Genomic DNA, 21370 nt, shown 5'->3' on the forward strand with positions numbered 1-21370 from the left:
TGTCAGGCCTTGTCACGCAGCTCGCCCGAGCCAAACAGGTTGCTCACGCAGCGGCCGCAGATTTCGGGATGATCGGCATCGCTGCCCACATCCGGGCGCCAGTGCCAGCAACGTTCGCACTTCTTGTGCGTCGACGGCGCGATCTCGACCCGCAAGGCGCCGCTGTCGGCATGGACGGTAGCACGCGAAACGATCAGCACGAAGCGCAGGTCATCGCCCAGGCTGGCCAGCAAAGCGTGGTCGTCGCCATCGGCATACAGGTCGACTTCGGCCTGCAGCGACGAACCGATGCCGCCTGCGGTGCGCACTTCTTCCAGCTTGCGCTGCACCTCGGCGCGAATGGTGCGCAGCCGCGCCCACTTTGCGGTCAATGCTTCGGCATCGGCGTAGGGCGGCAGCGCGTGGTAGACCTCGGCGAAGATCGTGGTGCGTGAAAGGTCGGCCTGGTGCCGCAAGGCCGATTCGGCCAGCACTTTCCAGGCCTCTTCGGCGGTAAACGAAAGCACCGGCGCCATCAGCTTGAGCAGGGTCTGGGTGATGTCGAGCAGGGCGGTCTGGGCAGAGCGCCGCGCCGCGCTGCCGGTCGCCGTGGTGTACAGGCGGTCTTTGAGAATATCCAGGTAGAACGCGCCCAGGTCTTCCGAGCAGAAAGTCTGCAGGCGCGACACGGCGGGGTGGAAGTCATAACGCTCGAAATGGGCCAGCACCTCGCCCTGCATCTGCGCAGTCATGGCCAGGGCGTAGCGATCGATCTCGAGCAGTTCGCCGTACGGCACAGCCTGGGTGACCGCGTCGAAATCGGCCAGGTTGGCCAGCAGGAAACGCAGCGTGTTGCGGATGCGCCGATAGCCTTCGACCACTCGCTTGAGGATCTCGTCGGAAATCGACAGCTCGCCCGAGTAGTCGGTGGATGCCACCCACAGGCGCAGGATCTCGGCGCCGAGCGAGTCGGACACCTTCTGCGGAGCAATGACGTTGCCCACCGATTTGCTCATCTTGCGGCCCTGGCCGTCGACCACGAAGCCGTGCGTCAGCAAGCCCTTGTACGGCGGCTGGCCATACAGCATGCAGCCAGTCAGCAGCGACGAGTGGAACCAGCCGCGGTGCTGGTCCGAACCCTCCAGGTAGAGGTCGGCCGGCCATGCCAGTTCGGCGCCGTGCGAGCCGCCCAATACCTGGTCTTTGCCACCCAGCACCGTGGCGTGAGTGGTGCCCGAGTCGAACCACACGTCGAGCGTGTCGCGGTTCTTTTCGTATTGGTCGGCCTCGTCTCCCAGCAGCTCGCGCGGGTCAAGCGATTGCCAGGCTTCGATGCCGTGCTGCTCGACGCGCTGCGCGACTTGCTCGAGCAGATCGGCGGTGCGCGGGTGCAGCGCGCCGGTTTCCTTGTGTACGAAGAAGGCCATGGGTACGCCCCATTGGCGCTGCCGCGACAAGGTCCAGTCGGGGCGGTTGGCGATCATGGCGTGCAGGCGCGCGCGTCCCCACGACGGGTAGAACGCCGTGGCATCGATGCCGGCCAGGGCGCTTTCGCGCAGCGTGGGGCCGCCATCGGCCGGCTTGACGTCCATGCCGGCAAACCATTGGCTGGTGGCGCGATAAATGACGGGCGTCTTGTGGCGCCAGCAATGCATGTAGCTGTGCGAGAGCTTCTGCACATCCATCAGCGAGCCGGACGCTTTCAGGGCCTCGACGATGCGTGGATTGGCATCCCAGATCGACAGGCCGCCGAACAGCGGCAGGCTTTCGGCATATTTGCCGTCGCCCAGCACCGGATTCAGGATATCGTCGTCGACCAGTCCGTGCGCCTTGCACGAGACAAAGTCTTCGATCCCGTACGCAGGAGCCGAGTGCACCACGCCGGTGCCCGCGTCCAGCGTTACGTAGTCGCCCAGGTAGACAGGCGAGGTGCGTGCATAGCCGGCATCGGCCTGGGCCAGCGGGTGATGGAAGCGCAGGCCGGCCAGGGCGGTGCCCGGCGCAGTCGCGACGATCTCGCCCTGCAGGCCCCAGGCCTTCAGGCAGGCTTCGACGCGTTCGGCTGCCAGCAGCAGCAGCGGACCATGCGCGGGGGCCGGTGTTATGCGCACCAGCGCGTATTCCAGCTCGGGGTGCACGTTCAGTGCCTGGTTGGCCGGAATGGTCCAGGGCGTGGTGGTCCAGATCACCACTGCGCCGTCATCGACCGTGTCCAGGCCGAAAGCGGCCGCCAGGCCGGGTTTGTCGGCGAACGGGAAGGCCACGTCCACGGCCGGATCGACGCGGTCGGCGTACTCGACCTCGGCCTCGGCCAGCGCCGAGCCACAGTCGAAGCACCAATTCACCGGCTTCAGGCCGCGGAATACGTAGCCTTTCTGCAGGATGCCGCCCAGTGCCCGGATTTCATTCGCTTCATTGCTGAAGTTCATGGTCAGGTAGGGGCGGTCCCATTCGCCCAGCACGCCCAACCGCTTGAAGTCCTTGCGCTGGCGGTCGATCTGTTCGAGCGCGTAGGCGCGCGCCTTGGCCTGCACTTCGGTCACTGGCAAGTGCTTGCCGAACTTCTTTTCGATCTGGATTTCGATCGGCATGCCGTGGCAATCCCAGCCCGGCACGTAGTGCGCGTCATAGCCGGCCATGTTACGGCTCTTGACGATGATGTCTTTCAGGATCTTGTTGACCGCATGGCCGATATGGATGTCGCCGTTGGCGTACGGCGGTCCGTCGTGCAGCACGAAGCGCGGCCGCCCGCGGCTGGCCGCGCGGATGGCCTGGTACACGTGGTTTTCTTCCCACTGGGCCACCCAGGCGGGTTCGCGCTTGGCAAGGTCGCCCCGCATGGGGAAGGGGGTATCGGGCAGGTTGAGGGTTTTTTTATAGTCCATGAACGGCAAAATAGGCGCGCGCGTTTCGCGCGTCTTCGGCGATGGCGGCAGTCAGGGATGGGAGATCGGGAAATTTTTCTTCGTCCCGCAGTTTATGCAGGAACTCGACTCGCACGAGTTTACCGTATGCGTCGACGGGCCCATCGAGCACATGGGCCTCGAGCAGCACGCGGCCGTGGTCTTCGACCGTGGGCCGTACGCCCAGGCTGGCCACGGCCGGGCGGGGGTGTGCGTCCAGGCCATGGGCCCGCACGACATAGATGCCCGAGCGCGCCGCGCAGCGGGGCGCCACGCGCAGGTTCATCGTGGGAAAGCCCAGGGTGCGGCCCAGTTTCTGGCCGTGGATGACATGGCCGCTGATCTGGAACGGGCGGCCCAGCAGGTCTTGGGCGCGCGCCAGGTCGCCCACCGCCAGCGCGGTGCGGACTTCCGAGCTCGACACCCGGTGGCCGTGCTGATCGGTAATGTCGGCCAGGGTCTGGACCTCGAAGCCGTGCACCATGCCGGCTTCGCGCAGCAGGTCGATGTCGCCGCTGCGCTTGCGGCCGAAACGAAAGTCTTCGCCCACCAGCAGCCAGCGCGTTTGCAGGGCGCCCACCAGCAGGTCTTCGATGAAGGCGTTGGCCGACATTTCGGCCAGGCGCGCGTTGAAGCGCTCGATCACCACCTGGGCCATGCCCTGGCAGGCCAGGGCATCGAGCTTGTCGCGCAGTCCCGAGATGCGGGTGGGCGCAAGTTCGGGACGCTGGTTCAGGGTGGCAAAGTACTCGCGCGGGTGGGGCTCGAAGGTCATGACCGTGGGCAGCAGCCCGCGTTCGCGTGCGGCTTGCCGGACGCGCGCCAGGATGGCCTGGTGGCCGCGATGAACACCGTCGAAATTGCCGATGGTCAGCGCGCAAGGCGTGCGCCGCTCGGGCGGCGGTGCGGATCGATAGAGGTGCAGCGAGGTTTTCACGACCGAGAGTTTACAATTTTGGGTTGGTTCGCCCTTGGAATACCTTATCTTGCCGGAATCCTCCACCTTTATGCGCCGCCTGGTCATCTTGATATCGGGCCGGGGCAGCAATATGCAAGCCCTGGTACAGGCCTGTCGCGACCAGGCCTGGCCGGCCACCGTCTGCGCGGTCATCGCCAGCCGGCCCGACGCCGCCGGACTGCAGTGGGCGCGCGAACAGGGGATCACCACAGGTGCGCTGTATCACAAGGATTTTCCCAGTCGCGAGGCCTTCGATACCGCCCTGGCCCGTGAAATCGACCGGCACCAGCCTGATTACGTGCTGATGGCCGGGTTCATGCGTGTATTGACGCCGGCCTTCGTCAACCACTATGCCGGCCGGCTGGTGAACGTCCACCCGTCGCTGCTGCCCATGTTCCCAGGCTTGCATACGCACGCCCAAGCCCTGGCCACGGGCGTGCGCCTGCATGGCTGCACTGTGCATTTCGTCACCCCCGTACTCGACCAGGGGCCTATCATCGCCCAGGGCTGCGTACCGGTATTGGGCGGGGACACGCCCGAAACCCTGGCCGAGCGCGTATTGCAGGTTGAGCATCTGGCGTATCCTGCGGCGGTACGCTGGCTCGCCGAAGGGCGGGTGCATCTGACCCCCGACCAGCGGGTCGAAGTCGACGGCGAACCGCAACGCCTGTTCATGGGATCCGGCGCGGTCTGAGACCGCCCGTTGCATCCCCGGTAGTTTGACTGGCCGAGGCTGTCGCCTCGGCCCCGATTGGAAGCATCATGACCAAGAATTCCGTTTCCCGGCCGCGCAACGCCGGCACCTCTGCCGCGCAGCGGCCCGACGCGCGCGGCGGTGCCCGGCGTGGGCCGTCCGGCCGGCCGGCCGCGCCGCCGTCCACGCAGCCGCGTACCCCGCCCGCGGTCATCCGCATCGATCAGGTTCAGCGTGTACTCGGAGAAATCCTGCAATGGCGCTATCCGGCCGACGCCACACTGTCGCATTGGCTGCGCGCCCACCCGGCATTGGGGGGGCGCGACCGGGGCGAAGTCGCCGAAGCCGTCTACAACGTGCTGCGCCACCTGCGCCGCTATCGCCAGCTATCCGAAAGTGGCAGCGGGCCGGCCTCGCGGCGCCTTGCCATCCTGGGCCTGGCGGCCACGCTGGGCACCGAGGCCCTGCGCGATGGACTGGACGCCGCCGAAGGCGAATGGTTGCAGCGTGTAGACCGCATCGATCCGGCCACGCTGCCGCGCGCGGTGCGCGCTAGCATGCCGGACTGGCTGGACGAACGCCTGGGGCGCCTGGAAGATCCCGATGCGCTGATGGCCGCGCTGAACCGCCCGGCGCCGCTGGATCTGCGCGTCAACCCGCTCAAGGCCGAGCGCGATGCCGCGCTGGCAGCCCTGGTCGACAGCCCGGCGGCCCGCTTCGACCCCCAGCCCACCCCGCATTCCCCCTGGGGCATCCGCCTGGCCGGCCGGCCCTCGGTCAATCGTTGGCCGCAGTTCGAGAATGGCAGCATCGAGGTGCAGGACGAAGGCAGCCAGTTGCTCGCCCTGCTGGTGGGGCCACGGCGCGGCGAGATGATCATCGACTTCTGCGCCGGCGCGGGCGGCAAGACCCTGCTGCTGGGGGCGCTGATGCGATCCACCGGCCGCCTCTATGCCTTCGACGTCTCGGCGGCCCGCCTGGCGCGGGCCAAGCCGCGCTTTGCACGCAGCGGCTTGTCCAACGTGGTGCCGGTAGCCATCGACGGCGAAAACGATACCCGGGTCAAGCGCCTGGCTGGCAAAGCCCAGCGCGTCCTGGTCGATGCGCCTTGCAGCGGCATTGGCACGCTGCGCCGCAACCCCGACCTGAAATGGCGCCAGCATCCCGAGGCGCTGGCCGAATTGTGCGCGCTGCAGGCCCGCATCCTGAACAGCGCCGCGCGCTGCGTGGCACCCGGCGGGCGGCTGGTCTATGCCACGTGCAGCCTGCTGGCCGAAGAAAACCAGGACCAGGTCCAGCAATTTCTGGCCACGCACCCCGATTTCGAATTGATCGACGGCGCCGCCTTGCTCGAGAACCGCTGCCCGGACCTGCATCTGGAAGGCCCTTACGTGCAATTGCGTCCCGATGTACACGGCACCGACGGCTTTTTCGCGGCGGTGTTCGAGCGCAAGAAGGGCGCTGCCACGGCCAGGCAGCCGGCAGCCGAAACCGCCCAGACGCCCCAGGCCGAAGAAGCCGCTGCGGTCGAAGCGGTGCCGCAGGCAACAGAAGCGCCCGAAGCGGCTGAACCGGACGGGCCAGCCCCATCACCCGTGGCGGGCGACAAACCGGCCGAGCCGGCCGGCCAAGCCTAGCGGACGGGGCGAGGCGGCAATACCCGCACTTCGGCAGCCACCCGGTCGCCGGCGGTATTGTCCGCCTGATAGCGCACTTCCCAGGCCAGGCTATCGGTGCCGGCCTGGCGCGCGCGGTAGCGTACCTGGACGACCGGTACGGCCAGGGTGCCGCAGCGTCCGCCAGCCTGGACGGGTTGTTGTTGGATACGCACGACAGTGGCCTTGCCCAGGGCGGGCGGGGCGGTGATTCGAACCCGCGGGGCCTGCAACGCCAGGCATCCGGCCTGGCGGATCTCGTAATAGCTGGCCAGCAGCACGTCCTGCCCGGCGCTTGCCGAAGCCGTGACGTCGGCTGCCGCGGTGGCTGTAACGCCCAGACATGAAAATAAAAAGGGCCAGATTGTTCGTCTGGAGGGCAGCAGTATCATGGGTTAGGCGTCCAAGCGGGTGCGAAGGCCAGGCAAAGACCACATTCTGCCAGCCGTTATGTAGCAAAACGTACAATCCGCTGGTCCCCACGGCGGACGGCCCCATCTGTACAAGGCTGCCCGGGCTTCGCTTGCGAGCTCCGCCGCAAGCTCCGCCGTGAGCTCCGATATGCAGGCTTAGTCCTTGATTTGTCATTGAAAACTATTTTGAAAACAGACTGTCATAAGCAAACCAGGTAGGCTAAACTGCCTGCCATTCTTCAAGCGAGGCTCGCAAAAAGTATATGGATCAAATCCTATCCTTCCTTTCCGGGGGCTTTACCCAAGCCACCTGGTGGCAGATCGTCCTGTACACGCTGGCCCTGACGCACGTCACCATCGTGGCGGTCACGGTCTTCCTGCACCGTAGCCAAGCGCACCGTGGTCTGGACCTGCATCCGGCAGTCATGCATTTCTTCCGGTTCTGGCTCTGGATGACCACTGGCATGGTCACGAAGGAATGGGTCGCCATCCACCGCAAGCACCACGCCAAATGCGAAAAAGACGGCGATCCTCATTCGCCCATGCTGTTCGGCATCTGGAAGGTGTTGTTTCGCGGGGCCGAGCTGTATCGCCTTGAATCGGCCAACAAGGAAACCATGGCCAAGTTCGGCCACGGTACTCCCGACGACTGGCTCGAGCGCAACCTGTATTCCCAGCACAGCCTGATGGGCGTGATGATCATGCTGGCTATCGATGTCGCCTTGTTCGGCGCGGTCGGCGTGACCGTCTGGGCCGTGCAGATGGCCTGGATCCCGTTCTGGGCCGCGGGCGTGGTCAATGGCATCGGCCACTACTGGGGCTATCGCAACTACAACAGCCCCGATACCAGCACCAACGTAATCCCGTGGGGCATCATCATCGGCGGCGAAGAGCTGCACAACAACCACCACGCCCACGGCACGTCGGCCAAGTTCTCGGCCAAGTGGTACGAGTTCGACATCGGTTGGTGCTACATCAGCGTGCTGAAGTTCTTCGGCCTGGCCAAGATCAAGAAGGTCGCGCCCAAGCTCAAGCTCGAATCCAGCGGCAAGGCCATCGATCTGCGTACGCTGCAAGGCGTCATCACGCACCGCTACGAAGTCATGGCTCGTTACGCCGACATCGTCAAGACGGCCGTGCGCGAAGAACTCGACAAGCTCAAGCCTGCGCAAGACGGTTCGGCGTCGCACCTGCACCGCGTACGCGGCTGGCTGCATCGCAACGAAGAAGTCCTGCAGCCCGAACAGCGGGCCGAGGTCGACCAGGCCATCGCGCAGAACCAGTCGCTGTCCACGCTGGTGCAAATGCGTCGCGAACTTGGCCGCCTGTGGGAAAGCTCCAGCGCCAGCAGCGAGCAACTGCTGCACGATCTGCAGGCCTGGTGCCAGCGCGCCCAGCAAAGCGGCATCGCCGGGCTCGAGCAATTCGCGCAACGCCTGAGCCGCTACGCGGCATGATGCTAGAGCAGCTCAATCCTGAACAACGCACCGCTGTAACACTCGAACCGCAGCACGCCCTGGTCCTGGCCGGGGCGGGCAGCGGCAAGACCCGGGTACTGACCACCCGCATGGCCTGGCTGATTCAAACCGGCCAGGCCAGTCCTGCTGGGTTGTTGGCAGTCACCTTTACCAACAAGGCGGCGCGCGAGATGCTGGCGCGCATGTCGGCCATATTGCCGATCGATACGCGCGGTCTCTGGATCGGCACTTTCCACGGGTTGTGCAATCGCATGCTGCGCGCTCATCATCGCGACGCAGGCCTGCCGCAAGCATTCCAGATCCTCGACACCACCGACCAACTGGCTGCCATCAAGCGTCTGCTGAAGGCCAACGGCGTCGATGATGAAAAATATCCGCCGCGCGATGTGCAGCGTTTCATCAGCGGCGCCAAAGAAGACGGCCAGCGTCCTGGTGACCTGGACGCCCACGACAGCCACCGGCGCCGCCTGATCGAGATCTACCAGCTCTATGAGGCCCAGTGCCAGCGCGAAGGGGTCGTCGATTTTGCCGAGCTGCTGTTGCGTGCCTACGAACTGTTGATGCGCAATGCGCCCGTGCGCGAACACTATCAACGGCGTTTCCGCCACATCCTGGTCGACGAATTCCAGGATACCAACACCCTGCAGTACAAGTGGCTGAGGCTGCTGGGCGGTGGTGGGGCCGCGATCTTCGCGGTGGGCGACGACGACCAATCCATCTATGCATTCCGCGGTGCCAATGTCGGCAACATGGCCGACTTCGAGCGCGACTACGCGCGGGGCACGGTCATCCGGCTGGAGCAGAACTATCGCTCGTACGGCCATATCCTGGATTCGGCCAATGCCCTGATCGGCCACAACAATGGGCGCCTGGGCAAGAATCTCTGGACCGAACAGGGCGAAGGCGAGCCCGTGCGCGTCATCGAGCAGCCCTCTGACGGTATCGAGGCGCAGTGGCTGGTCGACGAGGTGCGCTCGCTGATCAACGAAGGCAGCCTGCGGCGCGAGATCGCCGTACTCTATCGCGCCAACGCGCAATCGCGCGTGATCGAGCACGCGTTGTTTTCCGCTGGCATCCCGTACAAGGTGTACGGTGGCCTGCGCTTTTTCGAGCGCCAGGAAATCAAGCACGCATTGGCGTATTTGCGCCTGATGGCCAACCCTGACGACGATACCTCGTGGATGCGAGTGGTGAATTTTCCCACTCGCGGCATCGGCGCGCGTACGCTCGAGCAACTGAGCGACGCGGCTCGCGCGCAAGATACCAGCCTGTTCGCAGCGGTGGCGCGTGTGGCGGGCAAGGGCGGCGCCAACCTGGCGCAGTTCGCCCAATTGATCGGCCGCATGGCCCACGAGACGCGCGAGCTGCCGCTGCCCGAACTGGTCGAGCACATGCTCGAGACCAGCGGGTTGGCGGCGCACTACAAGACCGAGCGCGAAGGTGCCGAGCGCCTGGAAAACCTGAACGAACTCATCACTGCCGCGGCTGTTTTCACTTCGGAAGAGAACTTCGACGGCCTGCCTGCCGGCCGGGTGCCCGAGCTCGGGCCCGATACACCGCCCGACGGACTGACGCCCCTGGCTGCCTTCCTGTCGCACGCCGCTCTCGAGGCCGGCGACAACCAGGCGCAGGCCGGCCAGGACGCCGTTCAGTTGATGACGGTGCACGCGGCCAAGGGCCTGGAATTCGATGCAGTCTTCATCACCGGGCTTGAAGAAGGCCTGTTCCCGCACGAGAACAGCATTCTCGAACCGGCCGGCCTGGAAGAAGAGCGGCGCCTGATGTACGTGGCGATCACGCGGGCGCGCCAGCGCCTGTACCTTAGCCTGGCTCAAAGCCGCATGCTGCATGGCCAGACACGCTACGCCATGCGTTCGCGCTTCCTGGAAGAAATTCCCGAACAGCACCTGAAATGGCTTACGCCGCGTGCGGGTACCCCGCATGCGCACGCGGGTTTCGGTCAGTCGGCAGCCTGGAATGGTCGCAACGACGCATTCGGGCGCCGGCCCACGGGCACCATCGCGCCGCGTACCCCGCGTGGCGTGGCCAGCGGTGTCACGGTAGGCGATCGGCAGTATCGTATCGGACAGGGGGTGCGGCACGCCCGGTTCGGCGACGGCACCATCATCGGCCTGAGCGGCTCCGGCCAGGACGCCCAGGCGCAAATCCAGTTTCGCGATGTCGGCGCCAAGACTCTGGCGCTGGGCATTGCCAAGCTGGACATCATCCAGGGATAAGCATCATGGACAGCAGCGAGGCAACACAGTCCGAACTGGCAGCTCTGCGCGCCGAGATCGACGAAATCGACCAGCAGATCATGCTATTGCTGGGTGTGCGCTTCCGATGCACCGACATGATCGGCGAACTGAAGCAAGCACACGGACTCGATCCGGCCGACCCCCAACGGGCGGCCCAGCAGATCGACCGCATCCGCCACCTTGCCATCGATGCGGGTGTGCCGCCCGACCTGGCGGCCACCGTGCTGCGCGCCATTATCGATACGGTGGTAGACCATCACCGCCAACAGCGCGAGCGACGCTATTCCTGACCTGCGTGCGGTTTCGTCATAGCTGCACGTACACCATCCCATTTTCGATCTTGACCGGATAGCTGCGAATATCCTGCGTCAGCGGCGCGCACAGCGCCTTGCCGGTGCGCACATCGAAGCGGCCCTGGTGCAGTGGGCATTCGATCTCATGGCCTTCCAGAAAGCCATCGCAAAGACGGGCCAGGCCGTGGGTGCACAGATTGTCGGTGGCATATACGGCATCGCCCACCGCATACAAAGCAAGCTCGTGCCCGCCGGCTTGGCACGGTGTCACATCGTCTGCCGCCAGTTCGCTATGCGGCAGGGCTTCAATCCAACAGCCTGCCGTCATGGGCGGGGTTTCGGTATCTGGCATGGGCGGAACCTAGAGCGGGTAGATCAATGAATTGGGAATCAGCTCGCTGTCGAAGACGCATTGCCGCGATACGAATTTCAGGCCCTGCGGCGTTTGTTCAATGACGTCCAGGTAGCGCCCGACATTGAACACCGTAGTCGGCTGGCTGGGCTTGGTACGAAATACCGCATAGCTGGCTTCCGATTCGATCTTTCTACCGTCGGCCGACAGTATGCGTGGTGCGCCAATGACATGATGCTGGTAGTAAGGGTCATGGAAGATGGTTTCGCTGATGGCGTAGACCCGGTCCTGCAGCATGGCCTTGCTTTCGAAGGCCAGCGTGGCCAGCGGAAAGCCGCGTTCATGATTCTCGCGCGGCACGATGCGATAGACGCAATCGTCGGTGAAGAACTCCGGCCATCGCTGCCATTGGCCGGCGTCCACCACGGCCGCATAATCGGTGTAAAGGCGCACCAGCGAATGATAAGTCTGGAAATCGACCATCTTCGTCAGGCCTCCATGATGCGTCGCCAATAGGCGTACATGCCGCGTATCAAGGTCTCTGTCACCATGTGGTCGGTGTTCTCTACCGTGCGCCCGCCCAGTTCGGCCAGTGCGCGGTGCTGCGGCTTCTGCTTGAAACCGGCCTGCGACAGTTCGATGACTTCGCCATCGTCGGCCGACACGAATCCGGCCGGACCGAACAGATTGGCCTGCCGCAAGCGGCGGCGCGTCATGTCGGGCGTATCGTCGGCAAACCCGAAATGGGTCCAGACAAAATCGAATGCGTCGTGGCCGACGGGCTGGATGTGTCGCGTCGACAGCGAATTGACCTGCTGCTGGATGACTAGGCTGGGAAACAAGGTCATCAGCACGGCGGTCGGGCCGTTCCACCAAGGTTCGGGCACGATGTCCAGGAAACGGTCATCGTTGAGCTGCATCTGCTCTTTGAAGCTGGACACCCCCTGCGTGGCAGAACCCTTGCCACCTTGGCCACGGGTGGAAATCATGGCGGCGTGGCGAAAATGCCGGTCCATCTTCAATTCGGACCGGTTATCGGCGCGCCACAGGCCGAACGTGACGAACCAGGTATGCAGCAAACCGGGGTGGTAGGGGTCTTTGATGTTCTCTTGCATCAGTTTCCAGTTGCCCCCGATGCGCTGGCGGCTGTAGCCATGCACCATCAATTGCCGGCCATCGAAGACGCGATCGAAATAATGCAGGATATCGGGGCCCAGGAAGTCTTCCAGGGGCTCGAGCTGGTGATCGAACGACGCAAACACCACGCCATGCCGGCAGCTTACGGCCAGTTGGTTCAGGCTGTGTTCGGCCGGGTCGAAGTCTGGCGGCATGCCGCCATTGACGCGCCCGTCCTGCTTGATGCCGCGCCGCAGGGGCACGCCGATCAGCTTGCCCTGCAGGTCGTAGTTCCATTGGTGATAGGGGCAGACGAATTCGGTGCGGTGCCCGGCGCGTTCGCGGCAGAATTGCACGCCCCGATGCGCGCACACGTTTTCCAGCACGCGCACCGCTCCGTCCGCATCGCGCACCATGATGACAGACCGCTCGCCAATGGCGGTGCGCTTGAAATCGCCCGGTTGCGCGATTTCGGCCTCCAGGCCGACGTAATTCCAGTGCCCGCGGTAGAAAAAACGTTCCATCTCGCGCGCATGCAGGGCCGAGTCGGTATACACGCCGAAGGGGATCCGGCTGGTTCCATTGTCGGGCCATGCCACCGGGGCCAGAGAGGGCGCCGTGCTCATGGCGCGCTCCGGTTACAGGATGGGGCGGGGGGTGGCAGCCAGGCGTGGTGGCGCATGATGTCTCTCCATTTATGGTGCTTATGCGGCCATCATCGTGCGCGGCGCCGAATTAATAAATAGAATTCGATGAATAAGCAAAATAACCAAAATCAATAATGGAGGAGACCAGGCATGAATCTGAAAGACATCGACCTGAATTTGCTGGTCGTCTTCGAAGAGTTGCTCAAGCAGGGCAGTGTCTCGGCCGCCGCGGCCAGCCTGGGGGTATCGCAGCCCGGGGTCAGCAATGCCCTGAACCGGCTGCGCCGCCTGTTGGGCGATGACTTGTTCCTGCGCACCTCGCGCGGCATGGTCCCCACGCCCTATGCCGACGCGCTGGCTGAGCCGCTGGCCGGCGCGCTCGATGCTATCCGCGATACGCTCAATGCGCGCGCCGCCTTCGACCCGGCCAGCAGCCGGCGCGGCTTTGTCATTGGCGTAAGCGACGTGGGTGAAACCTATTTCCTGCCTCGGCTCATGCAGCACCTGGGCAGAAGCGCGCCGGGTGTCACCATCCGTACGGCGCGCACCACGTCCGTGGATGTGAAAGACGAAATGGAACGTGGCCGCATCGACCTGGCCATGGGGTTCCTGCCGGCCCTCAAGAGTGGATTCTTCCAGCGCCGCCTGTTTCGCCAGCCGTATGTCTGCCTGTTCCGCAGCGGGCACCCACTGGCCCGCGGCGCCGTGTCGCTGCGCCAGTTCCGGGCGGCCGAGCATGTGGCGATCCTGGCCGAGGGCACGGGGCACGGGGTGGTCGATGACATCATGCAGCGTGCCGGCGTCGCGCGCCGTATCCGTCTGACGGTTCCGCACTTCATGGCTGTCGGGCCGGTGCTGCAAAGCACCGATATGATCGCCGTGGTGCCGCTGCGCTTTGCCGATTGCGTCTGTGTACCGTTTGGCCTGGTCGCCGCGGCCTGTCCGGTCAAGATCCCCGAATCTGAAATCAATGTGTTCTGGCATGCGCGCAACCATCGCGAAGCAGCCAACCAGTGGCTGCGGCAAACGGTCGGCGACGTATTCGGCGAATAGGCGCCGGGCAGCTTGGCAGGGCTGCGCCCGGGGCGCCAGCTAGCCGGCCTGCTGGATGTCTTCCAGTGCTTCCTGCAGTTCCAGCCAGCGCTCTTCCAGCGACTGCATGCGCTTGCCCAGTTCACCGTGTTCGGCCATGACCCGCTGGCGCTCGGCGCGGCGCGCGTCTGAATACAAGCCAGCGTCGGCGATGACCTCGTCCAGCTTCTGCAAGGCCGTGCGCGTCTTGTCCATGCCGGCCTCGACCTTGGCCAGTTCGGTCTCGAGAGGCTTGCGCAAGGCGGCAAGCCGCTGCCGCTGCTCGGCCTCGACCCGGCGCTGCGCCTTGCGGTTCACGGTTTCAGCGGCACCGGCCGGGTCGCGTGCTGCCGCATCGGCCGCTTTTTCCTCGGCGTTGCGGGCGGCCAGCCAGTCCCGGTAGTCTTCCAGGTCGCCATCGAATTCGCGTACGGCGCCGTCGGCCACGATCCAGAAAGTGTCGACCGTGGTGCGCAGCAGATGCCGGTCGTGCGATACCAGCAGCATGCTGCCGGAAAATTCCGCCAGCGCGGTGGCCAGCGCTTCGCGTGTTTCCACATCCAGGTGGTTGCTGGGTTCGTCCAGCAGCAGCAGATTGGGCTTCTGCCACACGATCAGCGCCAGGGCCAGGCGAGCTTTCTCGCCGCCCGACATCGGCCCCACCAGGCCGGTGGCGGCCTCGCCTGAAAACCCGAAGCCACCCAGGTAGTTGCGCAATTCCTGTTCGCGGGTGTCGGGGGCCAGCCGCGCCAGATGGGCCAGCGGTGTGGCGTCCAGGTCCAGCATGTCGAGCTGGTGCTGGTGGAAATAGCCGATCGCCAACCCGCGCGAGGCGCGCCGCTGGCCGGCCTGCACCGGTAGTTCTTCAGCCAGGGTCTTGATCAGCGTGCTCTTGCCGGCGCCGTTGGCACCCAATATGCCGATGCGGCTGCCGGCGCGAACCATCAGTGTCACGTCGCGCAGTATGGGCACCGCCTGGCCGGCCGCATCGCTGTAGCCGGCGGACAGGTGCTCCAGTGCCAGCAGCGGGTCGGGCATGTGGTCGGGCGAGGGGATGCGGATGTCGATGCCGGCTTCGGCGTGCAGCGGCGCCAGGGCCTCCATGCGCGCCAGCGCCTTGACGCGGCTTTGTGCCTGTTTGGCTTTGCTGGCCTTGGCCTTGAAGCGGTCGATAAAGCCCTGCAGCCGTGCCGTCTCGCGCGCCTGCCGCTCATGCGCCAGGCTGGTCTGGCGCAGGCGCTCGGCGCGCTGGGTCAGGAAGTCCTGGTAGCCGCCGCGATATCGCACCAGCTTGCCATGGTCGAAATGCAGGATGGCACGCGCCACCGCGTCCAGGAATTCGGTGTCGTGCGAAATCAACAGCACCGTGCCAGGGTAGGCTGCCAGCCATTTCTCGAGCCACAGCATCGCATCCAGGTCGAGGTGGTTGGTGGGTTCGTCCAGCAACAGCAGGTCGGACGGTGCCATCAGCGCGCGGGCCAGCGCCAGGCGCATGCGCCAGCCGCCCGAGAAGCTGGCCACCGGCTGCATCCATTCGTGCGGCTTGAAACCCAGGCCGGCCAGCAACTGTTCGGCGCGCGAGGCCGCGCTCCAGGCACCGGCCTCGACCAGTGCGGATTCCGCCTCGGCAATCTGGGTGCCCTGGTCGTCACGCAGGGTGGCGCGCTGGGCTTGCAGATGCCGCAGGTGGGTATCGCCGTCGATCACGAACTCGCGTGCCGGCCGCGCATCGGCGGCCAGTTCCTGCTGCACGCTGGCAATGCGCCAGCCGGCCGGCAGGTCTATGTTGCCCGCGTCCAGGTCCAGCGCGCCGGTCAGCAGGGCGAACAGCGACGACTTGCCGGCCCCGTTCTTGCCGACGATGCCGACCCGTTCGCCTGGATGCACGACAAAGTCCGCGCCGTCGAGCAGCACCTTGGTGCCGCGGCGCAAGGTCAATCCAGAAGCGCGTATCACGGGGCAGAGGAATCCTGGAACAGTTGCTCGCGGGTAAGCAGCAATATCTGGTCGCTGGCGGCTTCGGTATCCGGCCATACGGGCTGCAGATGCGGGAAGGCCGCCTCGAAGTGCGGGCGTTCGTGGCCGATTTCCAGCACCAGCACGCCCCGGGGCGCCAGATATCGGAGAGCCGCCTGCAGAATGCGCCGCACCAGGTCCATGCCGTCGACGCCGCCAGCCAGCGCCAGGGCGGGCTCATGGCGGTATTCATCGGGCAGGGCGGCCATCGACGAACTGTTCACGTAGGGCGGGTTGCATACGATCACGTCATAGGCATGGGCCGGCAACTGATCGAACAGGTCGCTGCGGTGCAGGGTCAGTTGCTCTTGCAGGCCATAGTCGGCGACGTTGCGGCGCGCCACATCCAGGGCGTCGTCGGACACATCCACGGCATCGACCCGCGCATCGGGAAAGGCCAGCGCCGCCAATATCGCCAGGCAGCCCGAGCCCGTGCACATGTCCAGTACGGCTTGCACGGATTCGGGTTCGATCCAGGGCGCCAGGCCCTGTTCGAGCAATTCGGCGATGGGTGAACGGGGCACGATGACGCGCGCGTCGACGTAGAAGCGATGGCCGCACAGCCAGGCCTCTTGGGTCAGGTAGGCGGCGGGCAGGCGTTCGGCCACGCGCCGGTCCAGCAATTCGAGTACGCGGGCGCGCTCTTGCGGCAGGACGCGCGCATCCAGGAACGGATCGAGCGTATCCAACGGCAGGTGCAGGGCGTGCAGCACCAGGTAGACGGCTTCGTCCCAGGCATTGTCGCTGCCGTGGCCCAGCGCGACGCCGGATTCGCGCAGGCGCGATACGCCATAGCGGATCAAGTCGCGCAGCGTCTGCAATTCAGAGCGGGAAGATAAGGGCATAAGTGGATGGTCAGCGGGGGCGCAGCAGGTTTTCCAGCGTGCGCCGGTATATGTTCTTCAGCGGCTCAAGCGAGGCCAGCTCGATGCGCTCGTTGACCTTGTGGATGGTGGCATTACCCGGGCCGAACTCGATGACCTGCGGACAGATCTTGGCGATGAAGCGACCGTCGGACGTGCCGCCGGTGGTCGAGAGTTGCGCCGCCACGCCGGTCTCGGCGCGAATGGCATCGACCAGCGCATCGGTCAAGGTGCCGCGCGGGGTCAGGAAGGGTTCGCCGCCCAATTCCCAGTCCAGGTCATATTCCAGGCCATGCTTGTCGAACAGCGCATGCACGCGCTGCTTCAGGCCGCCGGGGGTGCTGGCGGTCGAGAACCGGAAGTTGAACAGCATCACGGCCTCGCCCGGCACCACGTTGGTGGCGCCGGTGCCGGCGCGCAGGTTCGAGACCTGGAACGTCGTGGGTGGGAAGTACTCGTTGCCCTGGTCCCATTCGGTAGCAGCTAGTTCGGCCAGGGCGGGGGCCAGCTGGTGCACCGGGTTGCGCGCCAGATGCGGATAGGCCACATGGCCCTGGATGCCCTTTACCGTCAACTTGCCCGACAGCGAGCCGCGCCGGCCGTTCTTGCAGGTGTCGCCCAGCACGTCGCCCGAGGTGGGTTCGCCCACGATGCAGTAGTCCAACTGCACGCCACGCGCCTTGAGTTCGTCGCAGACAATCACCGTGCCGTCGATAGCCGGGCCTTCTTCATCCGAGGTGAGCAGCAAGGCGATCGAGCCACCATGGTCAGTGTCGGCCGCCACGAATTCCTCTGCCGCCACGACAAAGGCAGCGATGGAACTCTTCATGTCGGCCGCGCCGCGGCCATACAAATAGCCGTCGCGCTCGGTAGGCACGAACGGATCGCTGTCCCATTTGTCGCGCGGGCCGGGAGGCACCACGTCGGTGTGCCCGGCAAACACGACCAGCGGACCGGCGTTGCCGCGCCTGGCCCACAGGTTGGTGACGCCACCCCGCGCAATGGTCTCGCAATGGAAGCCGGCCTGCTCCAGGCGCTGCGTCAGCAGCAACTGGCAGTCGACATCATCGGGCGTGACCGACGGGCGGGCGATCAGTTCGCGCACCAGCGCGAGAACGGCGCGGTCGGTAGTCATCAGGCCCTCAGCAGTTCGTTGATGCTGGTCTTGGCACGGGTCTGGGCATCGACACGCTTGACGATCACCGCGCAGGCCAGGCTGTGCGAACCATCTTCGGACGGCAGCGATCCAGGAACCACCACCGAGCCCGAGGGTACGCGGCCATACGTCACCTTGCCGGTGGCACGATCGAAGATCTTGGTGCTTTGCGACAGGAACACGCCCATGGCTAGTACCGAGTTCTCTTCGACCACCACACCTTCGACGACTTCCGAGCGTGCGCCGATGAAGCAGTTGTCTTCGATGATGGTGGGGTTGGCCTGCAGCGGCTCGAGCACGCCGCCAATACCCACGCCGCCCGACAGGTGGACGTTCTTGCCGATCTGGGCGCACGATCCGACCGTGGCCCAGGTGTCGACCATGGTGCCTTCATCGACATAGGCCCCGATATTGACGTACGACGGCATCAGCACCACGTTGCTGGCGATGAAGGCGCCACGGCGGGCCACCGCCGGCGGCACGACACGATAGCCGCCGTGCTTGAAGGCGGCATCGCCATATTCGGCGAACTTGAGCGGCACCTTGTCGTAGAACTGCATGGGGGCCTGGCCCATGATGGCGTTGTCCTGCAGCCGGAACGACAGCAGCACGGCCTTCTTGATCCATTGGTGCACAATCCAGCCAGCCTCGGTTTTCTCGGCGACTCGCAGGCGGCCCAGATCCAGGGCCGCAATGGTTTGTTCGACGGCTTCGCGTACTTCGGCGGTGGCGTCGACAGGCGACAGGTTGACCCGGTTTTCCCAGGCATTTTCGATGGTGGTCTGCAGGTCGAGAGTCATAACGGCTCAGTTATCAAAGAAAGGGTTGATCAAAGCGTGGTGCGGGCAAATTGGGCAATCCGGCCGGCGGCTTCGACGCATTGCGCCAGTGGCGCCACCAGCGCGATACGGATCCGGCCCTGCCCGGGGTTGGTTCCGTGCGCTTCACGCGCCAGGTAGCTGCCGGGCAGGACGGTTACGCCGGTGCGGGCGTAGAGGTCGCGGGCAAAGGCCGTGTCCGAACCGGGCACGGCCACCCACAAGTAGAACGACGCCTGCGGGTAGTCGACATCGAGTGCAGGCTGCAACAGCGGAACGACCGCCGCGAACTTGTCGCGGTACTGGGTGCGATTCTCGCGCACATGGTCTTCATCGTTCCAGGCGGCGATGCTAGCCGCCGACACGACAGGGCTCATGGCGCTGCCATGATACGTACGGTACAGCAGGAAGCGGGCCATCAAGGCGGCATCGCCGGCCACGAAGCCCGAGCGCAGCCCGGGCACATTCGAGCGCTTGGACAGGCTGGAGAACACCACCAGGTTCTTGTAGTCGTCGCGTCCCAGGCGACGAGCGGCCTGCAGCGCGCCCAGCGGCGCATCGCCTTCGTTGAAATAGATCTCGGAATAACACTCGTCAGAGGCGATGGCAAAGCCATGGCGATCCGACAGTTCGAACAAGGTGCGCCAGTCGTCCAGCGACATCACATTGCCGGCCGGATTGCCCGGTGTGCAGACAAACACCAGGCGGGTGCGCTGCCAGGCCTCGGCGGGCACGCCGAGCCAGTCGCAGCCGAAGTTGCGGGCCGGATCGGCATTGACGTAGTAGGGCTGGGCCCCGGCCAGCAACGCCGCGCCTTCGTAGATCTGGTAGAAAGGGTTGGGGCACACCACCAGCGGCTGGTCGGCAGCATCGACGACCGTCTGGGCGAAGGCGAACAGCGCTTCGCGCGAGCCCAGCACGGGCAGCACCTGGGTGTCGATATCGGGTGCAGGGATGCTGTAGCGCCGCGCCAGCCACTGCGAAATGGCCACGCGCAGCGCCGGCTCGCCTTTGGTGGCGGGATACACCGACAGGCCTGCGAGATTGGCGCACAGCGCTTGCGCCACGCAAGGCGGTGCCGCGTGCTTGGGCTCGCCGATCGACAAATCGATCGGCGTCAGGCCGGCCGGCGCAGGGCCGGCTGATTCAAGCAGCGTCCGCAGTTTGGTGAAGGGATAGGGGTGCAGGGCATCAAGGCGCGAGTTCATGGCGCAAGATTTTAGCAAGCAAGCTACAATACCGGGCTTGGCTTTGCGAAGGTGGCGAAATTGGTAGACGCACCAGGTTTAGGTCCTGACGCCGTAACAGGTGTGCGGGTTCGAGTCCCGCCCTTCGCACCAGTTCTTTGCCGGCCCGCCTTTGGCGCGGACGGCCTCAATCGGACCGGATAGTCGGGCAGGGTAGCCGCGTTGCAACACTACGAATATCTTTTCTGGGCCATGGCTGCCGTGGTTGCGTCGGCCCTGGCAGGCGGTGCATTGCTGGGCCGCTGCGCCACCACCGGCCGCAGCCTGGCCGGTGTAGCCGTATTGTCGTTGGCGGTGCTGGCCGCAGTAGGCTACCTGGCGGCACAGGCCGGGCTTGGCGACATCGTGGCGTTGCTGGCCGTGGCTGCCTTCATGTTCTCGCTGGTAATCGGCACCGCGGCCACCCTGGTGTCGCGCAAAGTATGGCGCCGCCGGCTGGCCAGGCATTCTCCGGCCGGCCCGTCCTGACCTGCCTTCGACATCAATCGTCGTCGTCTTCATCGTCTTCATCGTCGTCCTGCTGGTCCAGCGCATCGTGGCCTTTCCAGGTCAGGCGCCATTGCGTGGCGTCCGGGCTGCCATCCTGCTCACCCGAGGCAGCCGTGATCAGCCCCGCATCGGCCAGAATATCCAGATGATGGGCAATCGTCGCGGTCGGTGGCGCATCGGGCATGCTGGCCTGCACCGCTGTCTCGATATCCGCGTGCGACAACGACGCGGCATCGGCGTCGCGCAGTTCGCCCAGTATGGTCACCACTAGATCAAAATCGCGTTGCATGGCTGGTTCCTCCGGTTTTGTGTGGCCAGTGGACACCATACCAGCAGTACAGTAGGGCTGGTATAGTCGCGTCCCCGCGCACCAAAGAATGTATCGACATGGATATCATCAGCCGCCAAATCGCCGCCATTGCCGGCGGAGTCTCCCTGGAAACCCTGCTCGACGGCGAGCGCATCGACGCCTATGTGGTCACGGGCGTGACCGACCTCGAGGCCATCGCCGATATCGTGCCGCGCGAGAAAGTCGAGGCCGGCGCCGAAATCCATGTCGCAGCGGTCGATGCGGTCGATACCGCCCAAGAGCAGATCGACCAGGTGCTCGAGAGCCTCAATCCTGGCGACGTGGCAGTGTTCCTGTGTGCCGGCGATGACGCCTATAACGCCGCCCTCGACCTGTTGGGCTTGCCGGTCGATTCCTGATCACTTCGTGCGCGCGCAAGACCTCGCGACAGCTGAATAGTTCCGGAATCAACCGGATGTCGTTGCGCTTTGTTGCATTATTGGCACGTATTTTTGAGGATTATGTTGACTTGTGAGGGGAACCTAACGATAGTGACGGCACACGATCTCAAGCGTTGCGATTTTCGTTCAGTGCAGTGCCTTTTCCGGCCAGAGTTATTGTTCTACTGTCCCCTCCTTGATTGATTCGTGACCCCCGGGCATTTGCCCATTATCT

At 64.9% G+C, this 21370-nt stretch carries 20 protein-coding genes and 1 tRNA gene; 9 read left to right on the forward strand and 12 right to left on the reverse strand.

Annotated features, from left to right (window positions below; genetic code table 11):
* Window positions 1–2: 2 nt before the first annotated feature.
* Together ileS and KW845_RS21835 are read right to left on the reverse strand one after the other, a co-directional pair.
* Window positions 3–2864, reverse strand: coding sequence for an isoleucine--tRNA ligase (gene ileS / locus KW845_RS21830; protein ID WP_218371483.1), 2862 nt, complete (start codon window positions 2862–2864; stop codon window positions 3–5).
* A complete protein-coding gene (locus tag KW845_RS21835) occupies window positions 2854–3819 on the reverse strand; it encodes a bifunctional riboflavin kinase/FAD synthetase (RefSeq protein WP_218371484.1) in 966 nt (321 codons plus the stop codon). Before KW845_RS21835 ends, ileS begins: the two co-directional genes overlap by 11 nt.
* A 70-nt stretch (window positions 3820–3889) precedes the next feature.
* Here KW845_RS21835 and purN point away from each other — a divergent pair, with 70 nt between their 5' ends.
* Complete coding sequence (gene purN, locus KW845_RS21840; protein WP_218372128.1) at window positions 3890–4534, forward strand: phosphoribosylglycinamide formyltransferase; 645 nt, start codon at window positions 3890–3892, stop codon at window positions 4532–4534.
* A gap of 68 nt (window positions 4535–4602) precedes the next feature.
* On the forward strand, window positions 4603–6171 hold the full coding sequence (locus KW845_RS21845) for an RsmB/NOP family class I SAM-dependent RNA methyltransferase (protein ID WP_255592858.1): 1569 nt from the start codon (window positions 4603–4605) through the stop codon (window positions 6169–6171).
* On the opposite strand, the gene KW845_RS21850 is transcribed toward KW845_RS21845, so the two are convergent.
* A complete protein-coding gene (locus KW845_RS21850; RefSeq protein ID WP_255592859.1) occupies window positions 6168–6581 on the reverse strand; it encodes a hypothetical protein in 414 nt (137 codons plus the stop codon). The genes KW845_RS21845 and KW845_RS21850 overlap by 4 nt on opposite strands.
* A gap of 284 nt (window positions 6582–6865) precedes the next feature.
* Between KW845_RS21850 and KW845_RS21855 the strand changes: the two genes are divergently transcribed.
* Genes KW845_RS21855 through KW845_RS21865 form a run of 3 tightly spaced genes read left to right on the forward strand, consistent with a single transcriptional unit; the run spans window position 6866 to window position 10628 of the window.
* Window positions 6866–8059 carry a fatty acid desaturase gene (locus tag KW845_RS21855; RefSeq protein ID WP_218371485.1) on the forward strand — a complete coding sequence of 398 codons (1194 nt, stop codon included), beginning with the start codon at window positions 6866–6868 and terminating at the stop codon, window positions 8057–8059.
* A complete protein-coding gene (locus tag KW845_RS21860) occupies window positions 8056–10317 on the forward strand; it encodes a UvrD-helicase domain-containing protein (protein ID WP_218371486.1) in 2262 nt (753 codons plus the stop codon). The genes KW845_RS21855 and KW845_RS21860 overlap by 4 nt, the downstream gene beginning before the upstream one ends.
* A gap of 5 nt (window positions 10318–10322) precedes the next feature.
* A complete protein-coding gene (locus tag KW845_RS21865; RefSeq protein ID WP_218371487.1) occupies window positions 10323–10628 on the forward strand; it encodes a chorismate mutase in 306 nt (101 codons plus the stop codon).
* Between the two features lie 16 nt (window positions 10629–10644).
* Here the strand turns inward: KW845_RS21865 and KW845_RS21870 are convergent, their stop codons facing one another.
* From KW845_RS21870 to KW845_RS21880, 3 genes are read right to left on the reverse strand one after another with little or no spacing between them, the layout of a single operon-like run.
* Complete coding sequence (locus tag KW845_RS21870; protein WP_218372130.1) at window positions 10645–10959, reverse strand: non-heme iron oxygenase ferredoxin subunit; 315 nt, start codon at window positions 10957–10959, stop codon at window positions 10645–10647.
* A gap of 33 nt (window positions 10960–10992) precedes the next feature.
* Window positions 10993–11466 carry an aromatic-ring-hydroxylating dioxygenase subunit beta gene (locus KW845_RS21875; RefSeq protein WP_218371488.1) on the reverse strand — a complete coding sequence of 158 codons (474 nt, stop codon included), beginning with the start codon at window positions 11464–11466 and terminating at the stop codon, window positions 10993–10995.
* Window positions 11467–11471: 5 nt separating this feature from the next.
* Window positions 11472–12725: an aromatic ring-hydroxylating dioxygenase subunit alpha gene (locus tag KW845_RS21880; RefSeq protein WP_218371489.1), complete on the reverse strand. Its 1254-nt coding sequence runs from the start codon at window positions 12723–12725 to the stop codon at window positions 11472–11474.
* A gap of 171 nt (window positions 12726–12896) precedes the next feature.
* On the opposite strand from KW845_RS21880, the gene KW845_RS21885 reads away from it, so the two are divergent.
* On the forward strand, window positions 12897–13799 hold the full coding sequence (locus KW845_RS21885) for a LysR family transcriptional regulator (RefSeq protein WP_218371490.1): 903 nt from the start codon (window positions 12897–12899) through the stop codon (window positions 13797–13799).
* A 39-nt stretch (window positions 13800–13838) separates the two neighbouring features.
* Here the strand turns inward: KW845_RS21885 and KW845_RS21890 are convergent, their stop codons facing one another.
* The 5 genes from KW845_RS21890 to dapC are packed head-to-tail and all read right to left on the reverse strand — an operon-like array spanning window position 13839 to window position 19878.
* Window positions 13839–15773, reverse strand: a complete 1935-nt coding sequence (locus tag KW845_RS21890; RefSeq protein ID WP_218371491.1) for an ATP-binding cassette domain-containing protein — start codon at window positions 15771–15773, stop codon at window positions 13839–13841.
* Window positions 15770–16678, reverse strand: a complete 909-nt coding sequence (gene prmB, locus KW845_RS21895) for a 50S ribosomal protein L3 N(5)-glutamine methyltransferase (protein WP_218371492.1) — start codon at window positions 16676–16678, stop codon at window positions 15770–15772. Before prmB ends, KW845_RS21890 begins: the two co-directional genes overlap by 4 nt.
* 10 nt (window positions 16679–16688) lie before the next feature.
* Window positions 16689–17831: a succinyl-diaminopimelate desuccinylase gene (gene dapE, locus KW845_RS21900; RefSeq protein ID WP_218371493.1), complete on the reverse strand. Its 1143-nt coding sequence runs from the start codon at window positions 17829–17831 to the stop codon at window positions 16689–16691.
* Window positions 17831–18652: a 2,3,4,5-tetrahydropyridine-2,6-dicarboxylate N-succinyltransferase gene (gene dapD, locus KW845_RS21905; protein WP_218371494.1), complete on the reverse strand. Its 822-nt coding sequence runs from the start codon at window positions 18650–18652 to the stop codon at window positions 17831–17833. The genes dapE and dapD overlap by 1 nt, the downstream gene beginning before the upstream one ends.
* A 29-nt stretch (window positions 18653–18681) precedes the next feature.
* Window positions 18682–19878: a succinyldiaminopimelate transaminase gene (gene dapC / locus KW845_RS21910; RefSeq protein ID WP_218371495.1), complete on the reverse strand. Its 1197-nt coding sequence runs from the start codon at window positions 19876–19878 to the stop codon at window positions 18682–18684.
* Between the two features lie 45 nt (window positions 19879–19923).
* On the opposite strand from dapC, the gene KW845_RS21915 reads away from it, so the two are divergent.
* Window positions 19924–20010, forward strand: a tRNA-Leu gene (locus KW845_RS21915).
* A gap of 99 nt (window positions 20011–20109) precedes the next feature.
* The gene (locus KW845_RS21920; protein WP_218372131.1) at window positions 20110–20385 is read left to right on the forward strand and encodes a hypothetical protein; all 276 of its coding nucleotides are present in this window, start codon (window positions 20110–20112) and stop codon (window positions 20383–20385) included.
* A gap of 13 nt (window positions 20386–20398) precedes the next feature.
* On the opposite strand, the gene KW845_RS21925 is transcribed toward KW845_RS21920, so the two are convergent.
* Complete coding sequence (locus KW845_RS21925) at window positions 20399–20695, reverse strand: DUF2513 domain-containing protein (RefSeq protein ID WP_218371496.1); 297 nt, start codon at window positions 20693–20695, stop codon at window positions 20399–20401.
* Between the two features lie 98 nt (window positions 20696–20793).
* On the opposite strand from KW845_RS21925, the gene KW845_RS21930 reads away from it, so the two are divergent.
* On the forward strand, window positions 20794–21114 hold the full coding sequence (locus tag KW845_RS21930; RefSeq protein WP_218371497.1) for a hypothetical protein: 321 nt from the start codon (window positions 20794–20796) through the stop codon (window positions 21112–21114).
* Window positions 21115–21370: the final 256 nt, after the last annotated feature.

The sequence above is a fragment of the Bordetella sp. BOR01 genome, assembly GCF_019218885.1.
GTDB lineage: Bacteria > Pseudomonadota > Gammaproteobacteria > Burkholderiales > Burkholderiaceae_B > Bordetella_A.

Bases quoted from the DNA above. Each gene is read 5' to 3' on its own strand.
- ileS (WP_218371483.1), bottom strand. From the start codon at position 2,864: ATGGACTATAAAAAAACCCTCAACCTGCCCGATACCCCCTTCCCCATG.
- purN (WP_218372128.1), top strand. From the start codon at position 3,890: ATGCGCCGCCTGGTCATCTTGATATCGGGCCGGGGCAGCAATATGCAA.
- KW845_RS21845 (WP_255592858.1), top strand. From the start codon at position 4,603: ATGACCAAGAATTCCGTTTCCCGGCCGCGCAACGCCGGCACCTCTGCC.
- KW845_RS21850 (WP_255592859.1), bottom strand. From the start codon at position 6,581: ATGATACTGCTGCCCTCCAGACGAACAATCTGGCCCTTTTTATTTTCA.
- KW845_RS21855 (WP_218371485.1), top strand. From the start codon at position 6,866: ATGGATCAAATCCTATCCTTCCTTTCCGGGGGCTTTACCCAAGCCACC.
- KW845_RS21860 (WP_218371486.1), top strand. From the start codon at position 8,056: ATGATGCTAGAGCAGCTCAATCCTGAACAACGCACCGCTGTAACACTC.
- KW845_RS21865 (WP_218371487.1), top strand. From the start codon at position 10,323: ATGGACAGCAGCGAGGCAACACAGTCCGAACTGGCAGCTCTGCGCGCC.
- KW845_RS21870 (WP_218372130.1), bottom strand. From the start codon at position 10,959: ATGACGGCAGGCTGTTGGATTGAAGCCCTGCCGCATAGCGAACTGGCG.
- KW845_RS21875 (WP_218371488.1), bottom strand. From the start codon at position 11,466: ATGGTCGATTTCCAGACTTATCATTCGCTGGTGCGCCTTTACACCGAT.
- KW845_RS21880 (WP_218371489.1), bottom strand. From the start codon at position 12,725: ATGAGCACGGCGCCCTCTCTGGCCCCGGTGGCATGGCCCGACAATGGA.
- KW845_RS21885 (WP_218371490.1), top strand. From the start codon at position 12,897: ATGAATCTGAAAGACATCGACCTGAATTTGCTGGTCGTCTTCGAAGAG.
- prmB (WP_218371492.1), bottom strand. From the start codon at position 16,678: ATGCCCTTATCTTCCCGCTCTGAATTGCAGACGCTGCGCGACTTGATC.
- dapE (WP_218371493.1), bottom strand. From the start codon at position 17,831: ATGACTACCGACCGCGCCGTTCTCGCGCTGGTGCGCGAACTGATCGCC.
- dapD (WP_218371494.1), bottom strand. From the start codon at position 18,652: ATGACTCTCGACCTGCAGACCACCATCGAAAATGCCTGGGAAAACCGG.
- dapC (WP_218371495.1), bottom strand. From the start codon at position 19,878: ATGAACTCGCGCCTTGATGCCCTGCACCCCTATCCCTTCACCAAACTG.
- KW845_RS21920 (WP_218372131.1), top strand. From the start codon at position 20,110: ATGGCTGCCGTGGTTGCGTCGGCCCTGGCAGGCGGTGCATTGCTGGGC.
- KW845_RS21925 (WP_218371496.1), bottom strand. From the start codon at position 20,695: ATGCAACGCGATTTTGATCTAGTGGTGACCATACTGGGCGAACTGCGC.
- KW845_RS21930 (WP_218371497.1), top strand. From the start codon at position 20,794: ATGGATATCATCAGCCGCCAAATCGCCGCCATTGCCGGCGGAGTCTCC.